The following is a 17,326-nucleotide window of genomic DNA, read 5'->3' on the forward strand; positions in this document are numbered from 1 at the left end:
TCAGATTCCGCAAAAGTTTACCTTAATCCCCAGATTCGTTAACGTGGCTGCTTTGACTTCCGCAGCTTTGCGCACATCGTAACCTCCGTCAACATATACTACCTGAATGTGATTGGCCTTGTGCTTGGCCATCAGTTGGTCGCGACTTACCCCATCCAGTATGCCATGCATCACAGGCCACTGCGGATCCGTAAGTTTCCACAGACGATCAACCTCAGAATCTGGCAACTCAACGCATCTGCCTGTGCCTATATCACACCAAAGCGCGTTGTCTTCAATGTAAATCCTGCTCCAAACAATATTTCCTGGCCTGCTTACTCCCCGCAGTGTCCCTCCACCTTTTCCGAAAAACATGGGTGGCTGACGCATACTGTCTGCTCCGGCATAGCCTCCTTTAAAATGTGATGCAGGAGCCGCGCCGGAAATCAGAAATACCCACACAAATTCCTCCTTACCTGCTATCGTAAAAGTTTCACCGTAGCGTAAGTCATGTAGCGTATTATCTCCGTTCAGTCCCAGTTCTCGCCAGAGATGATAGGTTACATAACCGTCTATACCGGCACATTCGTCTACTTCGTTAAAATGAGGCAACGCTGCATTTGGATACAATTCTTTTCCATTTGCATCAAAAACCGGCGGACGGTCCGTATTGTTTAGCAGTCCTTCTACCAGATCACTGGCTGCTGTAAGTTCTTTCAGACCTTGTTGATACTGAATCCCGATCGTATCGCAGCCAAATTCGTCGGCCAATCTAACTGCCGCAACGTACATTTTACATTGTTCAAGTGTTTGCTCTCTGGTAAGTTCATTTACCGGATCAGTTCCCCAGACAAAGTTCATTCCTCTTTCAAGCATCCATTCCAATACCACATTTGCTTCCTGGTCGGAGACTGCCAGCATCCTTGCATACAGGGTTGACTGGCTTAAACGTTCCTTGTAAATGCCAAGCGCGTGAATAAGCGCATCGGGGACGATAGCATTGAACATGCCCATACAGCCCTCATCGAACACGCCCATGATCACTTTATCATCTTTGATTCGGGCAGCAAATTTTTCAGCCACCATCAGTGAATCATGCTGCACTTTACTGATGTCAAATCGTTTCACATGGGAATAGTCATGGGTAACCTTTCCGGTATCAAGCCATTCTTTTAGTCCCGAGGTAAAAACGTTATCCTTAAAATCCTTACTCCATAAAAAGCTGTATGTCACCCCGGCTTTTGTTAAGGACCCTGTAAGGTTCAGCGCACCCACAAGACCGGGATAGGTGCCGTCCCAGTTAGCGACTATCAGAATCGGCCCCTGATGGGAGATAAGTCCAGCCAAAACATGATGGCTATACTGCCATACGCTCTCTGCGACTATCAAGGGCTTGGTTTTATCTATTTGTCTGAAAGTTTTTATTCCAATATGCTGGTAATCGATAAACCCATGTCCCTTTTCCTGATCATAATCATGGGCTCTTTTAAGGGTCCAGCAGTACTTTTGCAAAGCCTCTGCCAGCCCTTCTTCCATTTTTTGCTGCATAGGCCAACACTTAAGATTAGCCGACTGTCTAAGGTCTCCGCTACAGACCAGTAATGCCTGATTTACTTCCATTTTTCCATTTTGCTTTTGTATTACAAAGATGGAATGCCTGTCCCCGAAATAATTTCCTTAAATTTTCCAACTTGTCCAACATATTATCATATTTAAGAAAAATATGATATAATTTCTTTAATTTCGTACATTACAGTAACTGCAAGTAAGATATGGTACCTAAGTTTCATATTGTCCCCAGGTCCCTCGACAATGCTTTTAGCATTCGCCACGATGTAGTACCACAGTTTGGAACCGTGTGGCATTACCATCCCGAAATAGAGCTTCATTATCTCATAAAAGGGGAAGGAATTCGGTTTGTAGGTGACAGTATTGGCAATTTTCAGCAAGATGATATGATCCTCATGGGTTCAAACGTACCGCATACCTGGAAATGTAATATTTCCAATTCTTCGGATAATCATGTGGAAGCATTGGTACTTCACTTCCATCCTGAATGCCTTGGAAAGGAATTTCTGAATGTGTATGAAACCCAGGGAATAACCAAACTCTTTGAACAAGCCAAAACCGGACTCATTATCAAAGGCAGCTCGAAAGAGAAAATTAAACGGCTCATGTGGAGAATGAAACAAGAGACTGGCTTAAATAAGGTGGTTTACCTGCTTAGAATTTACGCTATTTTGTTGGAAAACAAGGAGTATGATGCTTTATCAAACAGTGCAGAGTTTGCAAAATTTAGTCAGCTGGATGGAAATAGAATGGAAAAGGTGTTGTCATTTACCTTAAAAAATTTTCGGGATAAAATTCTGACTGAAGATGTGGCGCGACTTACAAATCTGAGCGTTACTTCATTTTGTCGCTACTTTAAAATGACTTCCAATAAATCGTACTTTGATTTTCTTACCGAAGTACGGCTTAACCATGCCTGCAGATTACTGATTAAAACAGATTATACGATACAACATATAGCTCTGGATAGCGGATTTGAAAACACATCAAATTTTTACAGACATTTCAGGAAAGTCAAAGGAATTACACCCAAGGAGTACAAGGCCAGTTTTTTCTGACAGTAAGAGAACAGTGGTCTTTAATTCAACTGAATGTATCTGATCTTGCTTCAGCGCAAATTTCGTTTCAATACAGATTCAGCTCTTTCGCTCTGTATTTTTTAGAAACATCCAGTCCTTCCACGCGTATCGGAGCCATCACCATTTCTGTTTCCGACCAGATAAGAGAAGAGAATAGCTTTGGACTTGTTTTTGTAGCAAACATAATACACCTCCACAAAGACATCTCCATTTAAAAAACCTACTCTTTTACTACTTTCCTTACCTCGGAAAGACTTCCATTCTCGAACTTTACAAAATTTATGCCCGAATTCAGCTTGTCGATCGAAATTTTATTCAAGCCAGGTTGTAAAATTTTGCTTTTGGATGAGATCACTTTTCCACTTAAATCATAAGTAGTGATGTTCCAGGTTCCTTTTTCCAACGCATTAATTTCAACGGTTACTTTACCCGTGCTTGGGTTTGGATAGAAATTACCGACAATAGCTTTTGCCGCGTCGTTTTCTATTGAAATTATTCTTGAGAAACTAAATGTACCATCCGTACCGCCCGCGGCCCGATCGATCATTTTGAGGCGATAATATGTTTTTCCACCAGGTGGATTCGAGTCTAGGAATGTGTAATTACCCGACACCTTCGACGTCTGTTCGCCAATCTTGCCAAAAACTTTTGCATCCAGACTTCTTTGAATTTCGAAATGACTAAAATTGGTTTCCGAGCTGGTTTTCCAGTTAAGCTCATTTTCTTTCTCTATGGCTTTTCCTGAGAAAGAAATTAAAGTAACTGGTAAAGCTTGTGAAATTGATTTAGCCAAAAATCCACTAAAACCTGTAACGGGAAATGTGACTTCCCAAATGGAATTTATTTCATTCCAAACAAAAGTGTGATCATCTATATTCCAGGTCTTTCCCTCGGTTGGAATATAGATTGGTGAGCCTGCATAACCCAAGCCCGTTGGACTGGTTCCTGCATATTTCAGGATTTGAAAATTGGCAATTTTTGATACATCAGTTGGACCCGTTGGCAGCAACCCGCTCGTTATGGTTCCATTATAGGCATTAAAGTCGGCTTGGGAGAAGTACAACGTTACCGTTCCGGTTGCGGTACTGGGGTTGCTGCCCGGGGTAATTTCATAATGCCTTGGCACATAATTAAAAGGGGGGATTGCCTCAATCCAGCTTTTAACCGTCGCCTCCGTAAAACCCGTTGTTGGTACTACTTTGGCAATATACTGGCAATCATTACTTACCAACGGCGTAGTGGCTACATTTTGTGTATGGATTGTGGCTGTTGTTGGGAGCGAAACGGGCGTTACATTCACCGTTACAGGTGTCGATGAAGTTTTTAGTGCGCTGTTGGTACAGGTTACTTCGCAATAAAAATGATCCGTTGTTGTAACTGTCGCGGTGTAAGTGGCATCTGTTGCGCCCGTAACCGCCTCCCCGTTTTTAAACCATTGATAGGTAATCCCGTTGGTATTTGTTGGTGGAGACGAAAGTGACAAAGTAATGCTTGAATTGGCGCACACATTGTTTTGGCTGACCACCGTATTGCCAGCCGTAGGCGTGTCACTGCATGCCGGAACAACAATATTTACAAAATAATCTTCCGTTTCACCCCTGCTATACTCACCGCAGGCGGACGGCATTGGCAGGCCAACATCTCCGGCGGTAATCACTCTCATACGCGCCGGGCCAGGCAAAGCATCCGTCGGAATTATGAATGAACCTGTCTCTGTGTAAGCGGTGCGCGTACGATAAAACGCAGAATTGAATACTCTTTCGCCAGGTGCGTCAAATTCACCGTTATGGTTAAAATCTATCCATATTGCAGTTGACGTGTTAGGGCCCCAGGAACCACAAGGACTTGTATGAACAGAAAAGGGAATGGCAGTTAATGCCGGCAGATTCGGAGCAGCAATTAAAGTGGTAAAATCTGAATATTTATTAGGTACAGACCCGGGACCAGCAATTTGGTAACAACCTGAGGAATTGTTTAATGTACCAACAGTGACGTTATGTATATTGTCGTATTCGGCAAGAATAGGAGTAGAAACACATTTTTTGTAGAGGTAGGGGTCAAAGACAGTAACTGGCGTTGATGCCGTCGTTAAATTGCCATTGGGACAGGTAACTTTGCAATAAAAATGATCTGCTTTTGTGATTGTTGCTGTATAAGTTTCATTTGTCGCACCGGTGATCAGTCCTGCATCGTTGTACCATTGATACGTGTAACCGACAGTAGTAAATATCGGAGTCAGGGAAAAAGTGAAACTTATTTCCGGGTTACCCAGATTTTGAGTGGCTATGGTGTTCGTCTGTACTGGGCTGCCACTACAAGCAGGACGTGGTGCTATATCAATTAAATAATCTTCGGTTTCTCCATCATAATAATTTTCACAAGCAGAATTTAAGGGGAAAATACCATCACTGGTAATAATTCTCATACGGGTGACACCTGTTAAGGAGGATAAGGGAATCGTAAAAGAACCTGTCTGCGTATAATTTCCCCGATTTTCCCCTGTTGATTGATAGGCCAGTTCACCCGGGCTATCGAAAGTAAGGTTATGGTTATAATCAATCCAGATAGCAGTTTGGGAAACATTGTAGCTTTCACCGATTTGAACTGAAAATGGGATCGTAGCCATTTGATTAAATACCGGGACCGCAACCAGGGTTGTGAAGTCGGAATAACGATTTAATATGGACCCGGGCCCTCCTGTTTGAGACTTGTTGGTTGAATTGTTTAGTGTTCCTGCTGTCACATTAAAAATTTCTACAAGTTGCGCACTGTTGGGCATGGAAGCACAATAGCATTGGATGACGGCAACCGGCGTTGATGTTGTTGTTTGATTACCATTCGGGCAGGTAACTTTACAATATAAATTATCCGGTTCTGTAATTGTTGTCGAGTAGGTTTGATTTGTAGCACCGGCAATTAAGCCACCATTGTTATACCATTGATAGGTGTTACCAGTGGTAAGAATTGCAGGACTTAGAGAGAAAGTAAACTGAGATCCGGGACAGACCGAAGTGGCTATCGTATTCGTTTGTATCGGGCTACCACTACAAACAGGAGCTGCTGCAATGTTCACGAAATAATCTTCTGTTTCTCCATCATAATAATTTTCACAGGCAGAACTTACCGCATTATTACCAGAATTAGTAACAACTCTCATCCGGGTGATACCTGGTGAAGCGGTTATGGGAATTGTGAAAGAACCACTATGAGTATAAGCTTCCCAAACTGGTGATATTAACAGAAATACCCGTTCACCCGAGTTCTCAAAAACGCCATCACGGTTATAATCAATCCAGATAGACGTGTGGTGATAAGAATCGGTTCCACTAATTTGGACTGAAAATGGGATCGTAGCCAATTGATTAAATACCGGCGCATCTACTACGTTTGTATAGTCGGAATATTTATTTAATATGGATCCGGGTCCCCCGGTTTGATTCTCATTGCTTGAATTGTTTAGTGTTCCTGCTGATACATTGTAAATTTCTAAAGCTCTGGTATCATCGGCCATCGAAGTACAATAACACTTTAAAACAGCTGCCGGGGTTGATGTTGTTATTTTATCACCATTGGGGCATGTAACTTTACAATAGTAATTGTCCGGATCGGTAATTGTGGTCGTGTATGTGTCGTTTGTAGCACCCGTAATTAAGCCGGCATCGTTATACCACTGATACGTGTTACCGGTAGTAGGAATTCCAGGACTTAGAGAAAAAGTATATTTTGATTCCGGACAAACCGGAGTAGCTACTGTTTTTGTTTGTATAGGGCTGCCGCTGCAGGCTGGAGGTGTTGCAATATTGACTAAATAATCTTCTGTTTCTCCCGCGAGGTAATTGACACAGGCAGAACTTACCGGTCTCATACCAGAATTATTAACAACTCTCATCCGGGTAGTACCTGTTAAGGCGGTTATAGGAATCCTGAAGGAACCACTGGCAGTGTAATTTTCAAAATTAATTCCTACTGTCTGATATACCCGTTCGCTCGCATTCTCAAAAGTACCGTTATGGTTGTAATCAATCCAGACAGAAGTATGAGAATAATAGTTGCTTCCACCTATTTGTACCGACAATGAAATAGTCGCCAATTGATTAAATACCGGCGCAGCCACCATGGTTGTAAAGTTGGAGTAACTGCCTAATATGGATCCGGGTCCCCCGGTTTGATTCTCGCTGCTTGAATTGTTTAGTGTTCCTGCTTTCACATTAAAAATGTCCATTCCATCGTCTACGGTAGCCATGGAAGTACAATAATTTTGCGCATAAATACTGCCACCGGTAACGGAAAGCAGTAAGGTCAAACATAATAAAGACCGCCAGAATCTTTGTAGGGCGAAGGAAAAACGTATTTTTTGATGGGTTGAAATACTATCAGCCTTACCATCAAAAGCATAATTTTTGTTGACCATTTCTGCTCTAAACGCATGGACAAAAAGAAGCAATAATGTTTGTATATATGTTTTCATGATGTTTTTCAATTGAGTTAGTACTCTAAATTGTGAATCGGTTGGTTCAATTATGTAAGAGCTATAATTTAACACCCGTTGTGACGGCACGGAATATTTCTCCGTCCGTCCAAACCGGGAAGTGTATATGGTGTGATATAGCACGCAAAAATCTGCCAGGCATTGTCAAAGGCTCTTGACTAAGCGAATTTTTGCAGCTTGTCTATTTAAAGTGTGTGGTATTTTTTAACCGGGCTTACTCAAAAATGCTGAGAACCCAGACAGTTGTTCCTGTTTCTTAGACTAAAATGCTTTCGAAACTCGCGCTGGTGACCTTTGCTGATAATGATTACGGTTTGCTTCTGAATCAACCATGAAAAGCTGGAAGAAGATTAGAGAAAGCGCACCGCAGTTGAAAATGTAGTAATTCTTCATGCTTGTAAAGTTTACAATGTTGAGTAAATCAATACATCTTAAAACCGACGCACTGCGGAAGTAGCCACAGCTGTCGGACTATAGAGATGCAGGATTTTATGTAGACAAAGGAAACCAACATGGCTACAAAGCACAATAGCAAATTCTTGCTATGCAGGTGGGGTAATTGGGGTAAAATCCCATTTTGCACCTATCAGTTACTAATTAATATCTGAATTTTAGTCCGGTTATGTTGTTCGCCGGTATATATTTGATTTCCCTCAACAATATAATGTCTGTTATTTCATGCAACGTAAACTTCAAAAATCCGGGTTTTTCGGGCAATTCGTAAAACTTCAAACCTTCGGATTATTTCTTTTTGTATTCCACACCTGTATCCTTCCATGCAATGCACAGGCCCCCAAAACACGTATCAACATACAGTTGCTGGGACCTGAACAGGGGTTGCCCAGTCGAAATACACGCAGTCTGTCGCAGGATGGTCGCGGCTTTATGTGGGTTGGCACCGGCCAGGACCTTTGGCGGTACGATGGATATACATTTCAGAATTTTACAGGAATACTTACAAATTCCATCGGTAGCCATACGCTGATCAACCAGATCAGGACTGACTCCGGAGGTAACATCTGGGTAGCGCACAACAATGGGGTCAGCATTATAGATCCTATTCATTTTACCTGCAAAACCATTGACCCCTCCCGGTATATCAAAGAAGTAGCTACCAAACAAAATCTGGATATTTTTTTTGACAAAAAGAACAATGCGTGGGTAGCACTTTCCTCTGGCAGACTGGTTAAACTCGATAAAAATGCTGTCCCCATTGCCTTGTATACGCCACCAACAGACTCTACAAATTCAATAAAAAGTGTGGTTACCAAGCTTTTAAGTGATGGCAAAAGTAATGTGTATGCATATAGTGAAGGTAATTTTCTGGATGTCATCGGTGAAAAGGCAAATTTAGTCCGCCGTATCACTTTACTGGGTTCAGATCTGTCAGCCAGAGAGTGGCATGTTACCGGTGTGGTACAATCCGGCACGGACGGGATAACCATTTATTACAATCACTTAGGCGACAAAAAGAGCCGAATGCGCAAATATTTCCTAAGTAAACAGACATTTGACCCATTGCTTGAAGCGGACACCCCTATCGTTCCCGATTTAACTTATCCGGATTCGAAAGATTACACGTGGTACACGACAAAGAAAGAAATTGGCTTTTTAAATCAAAAAACAGGTGAGTTCATTCACCTGAACGACCGTCTCAGGCAAAAGTCAGGAGCTGGTATTTTTTTCTTCGCAACGTATCTGAGCTCCGACGATAGCTTTTGGATATCATGTGTCGACGGTCTTTTTAAAATCACACTAACCGAAGAGGTTTTCAGAAAATACCTGAGTGTACCTTTGGAAAAGCCGGGCGATATTGGCAGCAGTATCCGGGGTATCACCGAGGACAGCGAGGGGAAAATCTGGGTATGCTCGTATGGCTTTCAATCTGCCGGGGAGGTATATATGTTCCACCAGATCGACCCGATTACAGCAAGAGCCCGGCACATGGTGTTGCATCGTCCGAAGAATATCCCGGGGGAACATGTTATTCCATATAAAGTGCTGTTTGCAAAAAACCAGGTTTACGCCATTACAGATGGTACCCAATTCATCAAAATCAATCCCGAAAGCGAGGAATACTACCCGGTTGAGTTTCCTTTTGTCAGTGGTCGCGGATTTACATCTTTTTATAAGTTGAATGACCATACTTTCTGGATGGGAACCTGGGGCGGAATGGCCATGACCGACACCAGAAATCTGAAACCTGTATTATTCAATGACCGTACTGGTCCGTATATTAAAAATGTACGGATCAACCATTTTATGCCCTGGTCGCACAACCGGGTTTTGGTCAGCACCACCGATGGTCTGTACGTTTTAAACCACGATGGCACCATTAACGAGCACTTTGGGCAAGATACCAAAGACAAAATCAAGTTGCCTGCGTTACAAATATTTCACAGCACCTGGTATGAAAATGCATTGTGGGCAGGATCGACGCAAGGCTTGCTGCGCATTGACACAACTTTAAAAAAAGCACAGCTTTTTACTACCGAGGATGGCTTGCCAGATAACAACATCTACGCATGTTTGTCAGATAAACGCGGAAATCTCTGGCTGAGTACGAACAGGGGTTTGTCGCGCTTTGATACCCGCACGCAAAAGTTTTACAACTACGGCATTTTGGACGGACTGCCGCATATGGAATTCAATCACGGGTCGTATCTCAAATCACGGAATGGTATGTTATATTTTGGCGGGTTGAACGGCATTGTTGCCTTTGATCCTTCACGGCTTGACACCACCGCACCAAAAGAGCATGGATTGCAGCTGATATCCTATTCAAAATACGATGCAGGGCAAAATAGAATAGATACACTTACAAACTATCAGCCGGGACGCGAGATCATTTTTAATCCCGGGGATCGCTTTTTTGCATTTTCATTCATGAGTCCCGACTACCACGACACTTCACTCAATCGATTTCGATATCAGCTGGAAGGATGGAACGATGACGGCTGGCATATTTTGGAAAATGGGAACAAGCTACTTTTGAACAGTCTGCCGTCGGGAGATTATAAGCTTCGGGTGCAGGTTTCCGTGGCAGGTGCAGACTGGGGAACAAATGAATGGCAGGCTACCGTCAAAGTGCTTGCACCCTGGTACAAATCGCCCTGGTTCTTTATTCTAAGCACGCTGTCTATTGGTTTTTTAATATACCTCTTTTACCAGTACCGGCTCAGGCAGATTCTGCACGTACAACAAATACGAAATGGTATCAGCGCCGACATGCATGATGAGATTGGTGGTACGCTTAGCAGCATCACCTTTTACAGCCAGGCACTCTTGATGCAAATAGAAAAAAAGGAACATCAGCAGGTTGTACAGAAAATAAAAGAAAATGCCCAGCAAGTGCAGGAAGGTCTCAGCGATATTATCTGGAGTGTGAAAGCAGGAAGTGACGAGCTTCAGGATGTGTTTGCGCGTATGTTTCGGTTCGGCAGCGGAATTGCGGAATCCAAGGGTATTACTTTCAAATTCGAAACAGACCCCGGGCTTGAAAATAAAAAGCTCGATATGCAAACACGAAAAAATCTGTATCTCATATTCAAAGAAGCTATAAACAATGCCGCCAAGTATGCGGAATGCAGTGCTCTGAATGTCATAATCAATTACGAAAATGACGGTGTTATTATGATAATCAGAGACAATGGTAGAGGGTTTGATCCTGCAAATGCCAGACAAGGAAACGGTCTGACAAATATGCAGCAGCGTGCAGCTCAGATGAAGGCTAAACTTCTAATACAATCAGAGCGAGAAGGCGGTACAACCATTTCACTGACTTTCTAAACTGAATTGGCATGGCAAGTATTTGCTATGTAATGCCAGTTTCAGAGTTCTTAAATTTGCGGCATGAAATCAAGGATCATTATTTTCGACGATAACCAGGAAAGATTGAACAGTGTTGCGATGCTGCTGAATCTCTCCGCCAACTTTACTTGCGAAGGCACCTTTCACAATGCCAATAATCTGTTAGCGGATATTACCAGCTCCAAACCCGATCTTGTACTCATGGACATCGGCATGCCTGGCACAAATGGCATCGAAGCCACCCGGCTCGTACGAAAGCATTTTGGGGCATTACCTGTAATAATTCAAACAAACTTTGAAGAGGATGAACGCATTTTCGATAGTCTGCAAGCCGGAGCAAACGGATACCTTCTCAAAAAAACAAGTCCTGAAAGATTTCTCGAAAATTTGCGGGAAGCAATCGACGGCGGCGCTCCCATGACCGGCAGCATCGCCGTGAAGGTACTTCGCTATTTCTCCACCGAAACCCAAGCCAAAAAGGACTACCATTTAACCGAACGCGAAAAGCAGATATTAGGCTTTTTGGTTAAAGGTTACAGCTACAAATTGATCGCCGCCGAATGCGGAATAACCTACAACACGGTGAACAATCACATTCGCAATATCTACGACAAGCTTTATGTAAACAGTGCAACCGAGGCGGTAAGTCTGGCAATTAAAGAGAGGTTGGTTTGATGTAGATTCGACCAAAAAGATATTACATAAATTTATAAATTACGCTGAGCAAGTGTGACGAGTTCTACAAGAACTTAACAGAAACCAGATCTTAAATAACAGATCGGAAGGTATCATAGATATATCTTTAGGATCTAATGCGATTCTGTCAAAATCTAAATCAGACGTTTAACCAGCTCGGCCATAACCTCCATTTTCTTTTTATCAAACCTGTGTGCGGGACCGGACAGCCCGATTACTGATATGATCCTGTCCTTATAAAAATATGGTACAGCTATACAATTGAGTTCTTTTTCATATTCCTCCAAATCCATTGCATAACCCCTATCGAGTATCCCCTGCATTTCATTTTCCTGAAGTCTGATTTCATTTTCGTTCCCCCCTTTGTATACACTATTGGATAAATGTGGAGAATAGGCCATGAATACTTTCCCGATCGCCGTATGCTTCATTTCATATTCTTTACCCAATTCCAGAGAAATCCTCAATGATCTGTTGGGCTCACATTTCCATTCATACCGAAAGTAGCTGCCCATCTGTATTGCCATGAAGGATGTCTCACCGCTTTCGGCAGTCAGCTTTTCCATCATTGGCTTTAAATCACTTCGCAATTGATGGTAAGGGATATCGGAAAAATCCAGGTGGCGGATTTTCGAAGTTATCCGGTAACGAGGGGTTAGCTCATCCTGTTCAACATAGCCTGATTCTTTTAGACTGGCAAGGAAATTATGTACAGTCGTTTTCTGTAAACCTAACGCCTGAGCAATATCGTTCAGCCGGACCGTGTTCCCGTTGGCGGCTATATATTCCAGAATATCGAATGTCCTTTTGACGGATTGAATCATTTGTTCAACAGTATTGAATTATATAACATTAACTACTCATGTACGCCTGATTATTTCCAAAAATACATCAATTTTGAAGCGACAGTAACAAATTTCAAAAATGAAAAAAGTAACATTAGGAACAACAGGATTACAGGTGGCTCCAATCAATTTCGGCGGCAATGTATTCGGATGGACTTTGAATGAGAAAGAGTCCTTTGATATTTTAGATGCATTCGTAGCAGCAGGTTTCAATTTTATTGATACTGCCGACACATATTCGTTTTGGGTACCAGGCAACACCGGCGGAGAATCCGAAGCTATTATCGGTAAATGGATGAAAGAGCGTGGCAACCGTCAGGACATGGTTATCGCCACCAAAGTAGGCTTCCAAAACAACGAAAGACCAGCCGATATCAGCAAAGGAAATATCATCAAAACAGTAGAGGAGTCCTTACAGCGCCTGCAGACAGATTTTATAGATCTGTATTATACGCACATCGATGACGGAAAAACGCCGGTAGAAGAATCCATGGAAGCGCATGCACAGCTGGTCAAAGAGGGAAAAGTGAGGCATATCGGCGCGTCTAACCTAAGCGTTGAAAATCTTGTTTCTTCGATGGAATATGCAAAAAAACAGGGTACTGCGGCTTATGAAGTCTATCAGCCTCATTATAATCTGATCGAACGAGGCGAATTTGAAACAAAATACGCCCCTATTATAGATCAATATAATTTATCGGTACTTCCTTATTATTCGCTTGCTTCCGGATTTTTGACTGGCAAATACCGTTCAGCGGATGATCTTGGGAAAAGTCCTCGCGGTGGTGGCGCTACACAATATCTGAACGAAAAAGGTTTAGGTATCTTATCAGCACTGGACAAGGTCTCTGCCAAGCATGATACAAAACCTGCCACAATTGCATTGGCCTGGCTACTTAATCAGCCACATGTAGTTGCACCGATTGTGAGCGCAACGTCAAAAGAACAATTAGCAGTTTTGACCGACGCGCCGAATATCGTTTTGGATAGCGGCGACCTGGAAATATTGGATCAGGCCAGCGCCTATTAACAAAAAGTGAAAGATCAATTCCGGCACATCATCTTGCTTGATATGCCGGAATTGTTTTTATCAACAATAATCTTCAAGGAAGACTACGACGTCCACATTATCGCTTGAAAGGATCCCAAAATGGGAGTAACGAAAACCCAACCTGCACGAACGGCGTCGCACCGGTCTTGTTCTTAATGAGATAATCATTTTGTTTAGCCCCTACTCTGAAAATCCTGGATTGGAGTGTTGAATTCAGCCCCGCCGAGAAGCTTAAAACCGCTTTTTTTGTAAGCCTGTGCTCGAACATAAGTCCGGACTTTAATTCCGTTGTAGCAAATGTCATACGGTGCGGCAATATTGGACTGGGTCCGTCAAACCCAAAAAACGAATTGTTACCAGCCATTTCACTGAAAGCACTCAAAGAATTTCTTTTGCCTATCGTCTTCCGCAGAGCAACACGGTAAGGCAGGTCTGCCAACAGATAAACATCCAGCTCCTTAAATTTATGTGAATAGCTGATCAGTGGAATGAAAGGCGTTAATGAAGAAGGGTCAATATTAAGTACTACTCCAACCGTCATGTTTGTGTTTTCCCTCCGGATAACGGGCACTGTAAGAACCCCAAGGAACCGTAATTGCTTGCTTGCAAAATCAGGATTAAAAATCCCTCCGACAGATCCTGTAAGCGAAACAGGAATATTAAATATGGTATCCCGTCTGTTGAAACTTGCGGCCAGGTTAATCATCGGAACATAACGCGTTTCCTCCGATACCGAATATTCGGGGTTTTGAGTGGTGATCTGATTCAGGTCGAAAAATTGATGGACAAAGCCCACGCTTGCAACTACGATGTTTTTATTTTGTGTCAATATGGGAATATTCATGTTGACGGTCGTTCTGGACATGCGCATGCGTCCACTGAAGAAGTCGCTGCCATAAAGTTTAGACCGGAAATTTCCCTCAGCGCTGCTTTGATGGGTTACGGTAAGCTGACGTATTCGAGGATAAATCAAAGCTGCTTCGTCGATACGGACCGACCGGATGGAGTCGATCATTTTTCGCTTCATATCAGCCATCATTTTTTGCCTTACCGGGTCTGCGTGCTCCTGCGCCCTTACGTATCCCGAGACAGCTAATAAAAAAAACAAAACTTTCATGTTACGCATAGTACTTGGTTATAAATATTTAATAATTGGAGTTCCATTGGTTGCCGTAAACAACAGTCCACCATTCTTCGACAGCCATCAGCCATCTGGCTTAAAAATGGGAATACCTCATCCGAAGGCATACTGTTACATGGCTAATGAGCAGAAGACTTAATAAGTCCTTCTCTAGGCCAAAATTTGCCGTTTAAATAGCAGTACAGAAGTTGTTTAAGCGCGAAGCGGACAAAAGAGGAAATAAGCCGACATGAAGCGATACGAAAGGGCAGAAACTAGTGCTGAGAGCCTTTAACGGGATATATGTCCCACAATCCCGACGATCTGCACTGAGCGTTATTAGACTGCATGAAATTTCCATCTCAACAATGAACACGCACTGGGCAGTCACCAATTTACAAAAAGCCAGTCTCTCTCAGGAACCGGCCAGCCATTTGAGAAAACCAGGAGCCCTCTCCTTACTAACTGTTATTACATCGTTTATTTGAACAGAAATAGTTATTGACAACTTTCTCGAGAATATACTGGAAGCATTGACGATCGCTTTTCGGTTAACAAGTATTTGTCTGTTAACCCGGAAGAAATCATCACCGACAATTTCTTCAAGCTCGTCAAGACTTTTGGCAGGATAATGTTTGTCCTGCTTAAAAGTTATCAAGTGTACCATTCCGTTATCGAGGCGAAAAAAGGCAATATCATCGATTTTCAAAGGTTTGATCGTATCTCGGTATTGTATCAGCAACGACGATGGTTTTGGAGATTTTATTCCTGACAAAAGCCTCTTTATGGATTCATACTGCCCAGCAAGTCCGTCATTATTGGTTTTTGTTAATTTTTTGAATTTTTGTAGCGACGCCTCAACCGACTCGGTCGAAAAAGGTTTGAGGATGTAATCAATTCCGTTTGCGTGAAATGCGTTGAGTGCATATTCATCATAGGCGGTGCAAAAAATTACCGGCACAAATTCACTTCCCAGAATTTCAAAGCTGAGCCCATCACCCAATTGAATATCGCTGAATATCAGATCAGGTGCCGGTTGGGATGAAAACCACTTTTTACCTTCTTCCACTGATTTGAGAATCGCTGCGATTTCAATTGAAGGATCCAATTGCAACAGGGTTTGCGACAGATCCAAGGCAAGTGCTTTCTCGTCTTCTATAATGACTATTCTCATTTCGCCAGAATTCTAATGGTAACAGTGAAATATTCGTTGTTGGAGGTAATACGTATGTCTTCGCTTCCCATAAACACATAACGCTCGGAAAGATTTGAAAGCCCATATCCCGTTGACGGTTCTTTATATCTACGTGGTTGCATGTTGTTAGATATAGTCAGGTAATTGTCTAGTTGCTCAATTTTTATATGAATGGGACGGTCTTCTGTTAAATCATTATGTTTGAGAACGTTTTCGACCAGCGGTTGCAACGAGAAATAAGGCAAATACCGTGTGTTCGCTGTTTGTTGGTCAACCGATACGGAAAAGCTAAGTGCCGAACCAAACCTGACTTCCTGCATTTTCAGGTAATCAAGGCAAAATTCCAGTTCATCCTTTAACAAGGCAGTAGTGGTGTTATGACTGGATATTGCTACCCTAAGAAAATTAGCCAGGTGGATCAGATAACTTTCACCTTGCTTTACATCGACTTTATAAAGTGACTTTATCGTAGTAAGCGAGTTAAAAAGAAAATGCGGATGAATTTGCTGAATCAATAATAGGTTTTTTGTCTCACTGGCACTGGCTTTCAGTTGAAGGTTTTCGATTTCACCCTGCACTCTTTCATGCTGTATAATGACGAATTTTTGCACGATCAAAATCAATGAATTTAAAGCTGTAACGGCTACCAACGATGGCGCATAATCCCACAAATCATCAAAACCCTCGGACTCCCAGGATATTTTGGTAAATAAGGAGTACAATAAGCGTGTCAGAATTCCGATAATGATTGATGCGGTAAAACTGAGTACGTAAAAATTTGCCGGAAGACGTTTACCAATCGATTTTTTATTACCCTGGAAAATCTTAAGCAATAGGAGATTGGTAAAACTCGTCGCAGAAAAAAACAGGAAAGTTTCAAAGAACCGATTTATGGCATTGCCTAAATCTTCAATAATGGAAAGCAGAAATATAAATATGATGATTGAAGACATCAAAGATAGGATCCAGTTCAATCTGACCAGGCTCTTAACAGGTAATTGATTTGCTGTCACTGCATTAATCTAATTTGATGCGAATGTTTATTTTCCAAAAGTACATCTATCGATAACAATCATTTACTACTGCCAACATATTCCTCCCGATTACAGGTTGATTTCCAATATTCAACGAGACGAAAATCATCTCATTTTAGCTGCGCCCCATGTGTACGGAAGATTCAAATTTGACCAAAATGCGCCGAATTAAGTAATGACTCTCTTGCGAGCCGGACAAAATGCTCATTGAGCAGGTCAAAATCAGAATTAAGCAGAATATATGGTCTGGTATCCATCTAACCCGTCAAGGCATGTTTGGATTTCACCTCTCAATATAGACCTGCAATAGGATATGCACTTCCGCTTATGGAAAGTATGAAACTATACGCACTTTATGGAGATTTACAAATTGATAACAACCTGATCGAGAACGCTATTAGGCCAATTGCTCTGGGGCGGCGTAACTACCTCCTCTTCCAGGAAGCCCCACATAAAACA

At 42.3% G+C, this 17,326-nt stretch carries 12 protein-coding genes and 1 pseudogene; 6 read left to right on the forward strand and 7 right to left on the reverse strand.

Features of this window, described 5'->3' with window-relative positions; genetic code table 11:
• Positions 1-1,527: a fucose isomerase gene (locus tag LZG71_RS20305; protein ID WP_233823450.1), complete on the reverse strand. Its 1,527-nt coding sequence runs from the start codon at positions 1,525-1,527 to the stop codon at positions 1-3.
• 224 nt (positions 1,528-1,751) lie between these two features.
• On the opposite strand from LZG71_RS20305, the gene LZG71_RS20310 reads away from it, so the two are divergent.
• A complete protein-coding gene (locus LZG71_RS20310) occupies positions 1,752-2,606 on the forward strand; it encodes an AraC family transcriptional regulator (RefSeq protein WP_233823452.1) in 855 nt (284 codons plus the stop codon).
• A gap of 67 nt (positions 2,607-2,673) precedes the next feature.
• Here LZG71_RS20310 and LZG71_RS20315 read toward each other — a convergent pair whose 3' ends face one another.
• Together LZG71_RS20315 and LZG71_RS20320 are read right to left on the reverse strand one after the other, a co-directional pair.
• Positions 2,674-2,811: a hypothetical protein gene (locus tag LZG71_RS20315; RefSeq protein WP_233823454.1), complete on the reverse strand. Its 138-nt coding sequence runs from the start codon at positions 2,809-2,811 to the stop codon at positions 2,674-2,676.
• 36 nt (positions 2,812-2,847) lie between these two features.
• Positions 2,848-7,095 (reverse strand): GEVED domain-containing protein, encoded by a 4,248-nt coding sequence (locus LZG71_RS20320; RefSeq protein ID WP_233823456.1) that lies wholly within the window; start codon positions 7,093-7,095, stop codon positions 2,848-2,850.
• 699 nt (positions 7,096-7,794) lie between these two features.
• Between LZG71_RS20320 and LZG71_RS20325 the strand changes: the two genes are divergently transcribed.
• Both LZG71_RS20325 and LZG71_RS20330 read left to right on the forward strand, forming a co-directional pair.
• Complete coding sequence (locus LZG71_RS20325; protein ID WP_233823458.1) at positions 7,795-10,905, forward strand: two-component regulator propeller domain-containing protein; 3,111 nt, start codon at positions 7,795-7,797, stop codon at positions 10,903-10,905.
• A gap of 63 nt (positions 10,906-10,968) precedes the next feature.
• The gene (locus LZG71_RS20330) at positions 10,969-11,601 is read left to right on the forward strand and encodes a response regulator transcription factor (RefSeq protein WP_233823460.1); all 633 of its coding nucleotides are present in this window, start codon (positions 10,969-10,971) and stop codon (positions 11,599-11,601) included.
• A 155-nt stretch (positions 11,602-11,756) separates the two neighbouring features.
• Here the strand turns inward: LZG71_RS20330 and LZG71_RS20335 are convergent, their stop codons facing one another.
• The gene (locus tag LZG71_RS20335) at positions 11,757-12,446 is read right to left on the reverse strand and encodes an IclR family transcriptional regulator (protein WP_233823462.1); all 690 of its coding nucleotides are present in this window, start codon (positions 12,444-12,446) and stop codon (positions 11,757-11,759) included.
• A 100-nt stretch (positions 12,447-12,546) separates the two neighbouring features.
• On the opposite strand from LZG71_RS20335, the gene LZG71_RS20340 reads away from it, so the two are divergent.
• Positions 12,547-13,497, forward strand: a complete 951-nt coding sequence (locus LZG71_RS20340) for an aldo/keto reductase (protein WP_233823464.1) — start codon at positions 12,547-12,549, stop codon at positions 13,495-13,497.
• Positions 13,498-13,594: 97 nt separating this feature from the next.
• Here LZG71_RS20340 and LZG71_RS20345 read toward each other — a convergent pair whose 3' ends face one another.
• Complete coding sequence (locus LZG71_RS20345; protein ID WP_233823466.1) at positions 13,595-14,635, reverse strand: hypothetical protein; 1,041 nt, start codon at positions 14,633-14,635, stop codon at positions 13,595-13,597.
• Here LZG71_RS20345 and LZG71_RS20350 point away from each other — a divergent pair.
• Positions 14,634-14,798: a hypothetical protein gene (locus LZG71_RS20350; protein WP_233823468.1), complete on the forward strand. Its 165-nt coding sequence runs from the start codon at positions 14,634-14,636 to the stop codon at positions 14,796-14,798. The two genes, LZG71_RS20345 and LZG71_RS20350, sit on opposite strands and share 2 nt — an antisense overlap.
• Before the next feature lie 255 nt (positions 14,799-15,053).
• On the opposite strand, the gene LZG71_RS20355 is transcribed toward LZG71_RS20350, so the two are convergent.
• Positions 15,054-15,812, reverse strand: a complete 759-nt coding sequence (locus tag LZG71_RS20355) for a LytTR family DNA-binding domain-containing protein (RefSeq protein WP_233823470.1) — start codon at positions 15,810-15,812, stop codon at positions 15,054-15,056.
• On the reverse strand, positions 15,809-16,786 hold the full coding sequence (locus LZG71_RS20360; protein WP_233823472.1) for a sensor histidine kinase: 978 nt from the start codon (positions 16,784-16,786) through the stop codon (positions 15,809-15,811). The genes LZG71_RS20355 and LZG71_RS20360 overlap by 4 nt, the downstream gene beginning before the upstream one ends.
• Positions 16,787-17,143: 357 nt before the next feature.
• Here LZG71_RS20360 and LZG71_RS20365 point away from each other — a divergent pair.
• Positions 17,144-17,299, forward strand: a pseudogene (locus LZG71_RS20365) (transposase); the annotation flags it as partial.
• Positions 17,300-17,326 lie beyond the last annotated feature (27 nt).

The sequence above is a fragment of the Dyadobacter sp. CY312 genome (assembly GCF_021390535.1).
Classification (GTDB): Bacteria; Bacteroidota; Bacteroidia; order Cytophagales; family Spirosomataceae; genus Dyadobacter.

What these genes read in the sequence shown, in the direction of transcription:
- LZG71_RS20305 (WP_233823450.1), bottom strand. Translation starts at nt 1,527, where the DNA reads ATGCAGCAAAAAATGGAAGAAGGGCTGGCAGAGGCTTTGCAAAAGTAC.
- LZG71_RS20310 (WP_233823452.1), top strand. Translation starts at nt 1,752, where the DNA reads ATGGTACCTAAGTTTCATATTGTCCCCAGGTCCCTCGACAATGCTTTT.
- LZG71_RS20315 (WP_233823454.1), bottom strand. Translation starts at nt 2,811, where the DNA reads ATGTTTGCTACAAAAACAAGTCCAAAGCTATTCTCTTCTCTTATCTGG.
- LZG71_RS20320 (WP_233823456.1), bottom strand. Translation starts at nt 7,095, where the DNA reads ATGAAAACATATATACAAACATTATTGCTTCTTTTTGTCCATGCGTTT.
- LZG71_RS20325 (WP_233823458.1), top strand. Translation starts at nt 7,795, where the DNA reads ATGCAACGTAAACTTCAAAAATCCGGGTTTTTCGGGCAATTCGTAAAA.
- LZG71_RS20330 (WP_233823460.1), top strand. Translation starts at nt 10,969, where the DNA reads ATGAAATCAAGGATCATTATTTTCGACGATAACCAGGAAAGATTGAAC.
- LZG71_RS20335 (WP_233823462.1), bottom strand. Translation starts at nt 12,446, where the DNA reads ATGATTCAATCCGTCAAAAGGACATTCGATATTCTGGAATATATAGCC.
- LZG71_RS20340 (WP_233823464.1), top strand. Translation starts at nt 12,547, where the DNA reads ATGAAAAAAGTAACATTAGGAACAACAGGATTACAGGTGGCTCCAATC.
- LZG71_RS20350 (WP_233823468.1), top strand. Translation starts at nt 14,634, where the DNA reads ATGTTACGCATAGTACTTGGTTATAAATATTTAATAATTGGAGTTCCA.
- LZG71_RS20345 (WP_233823466.1), bottom strand. Translation starts at nt 14,635, where the DNA reads ATGAAAGTTTTGTTTTTTTTATTAGCTGTCTCGGGATACGTAAGGGCG.
- LZG71_RS20355 (WP_233823470.1), bottom strand. Translation starts at nt 15,812, where the DNA reads ATGAGAATAGTCATTATAGAAGACGAGAAAGCACTTGCCTTGGATCTG.
- LZG71_RS20360 (WP_233823472.1), bottom strand. Translation starts at nt 16,786, where the DNA reads ATGTCTTCAATCATCATATTTATATTTCTGCTTTCCATTATTGAAGAT.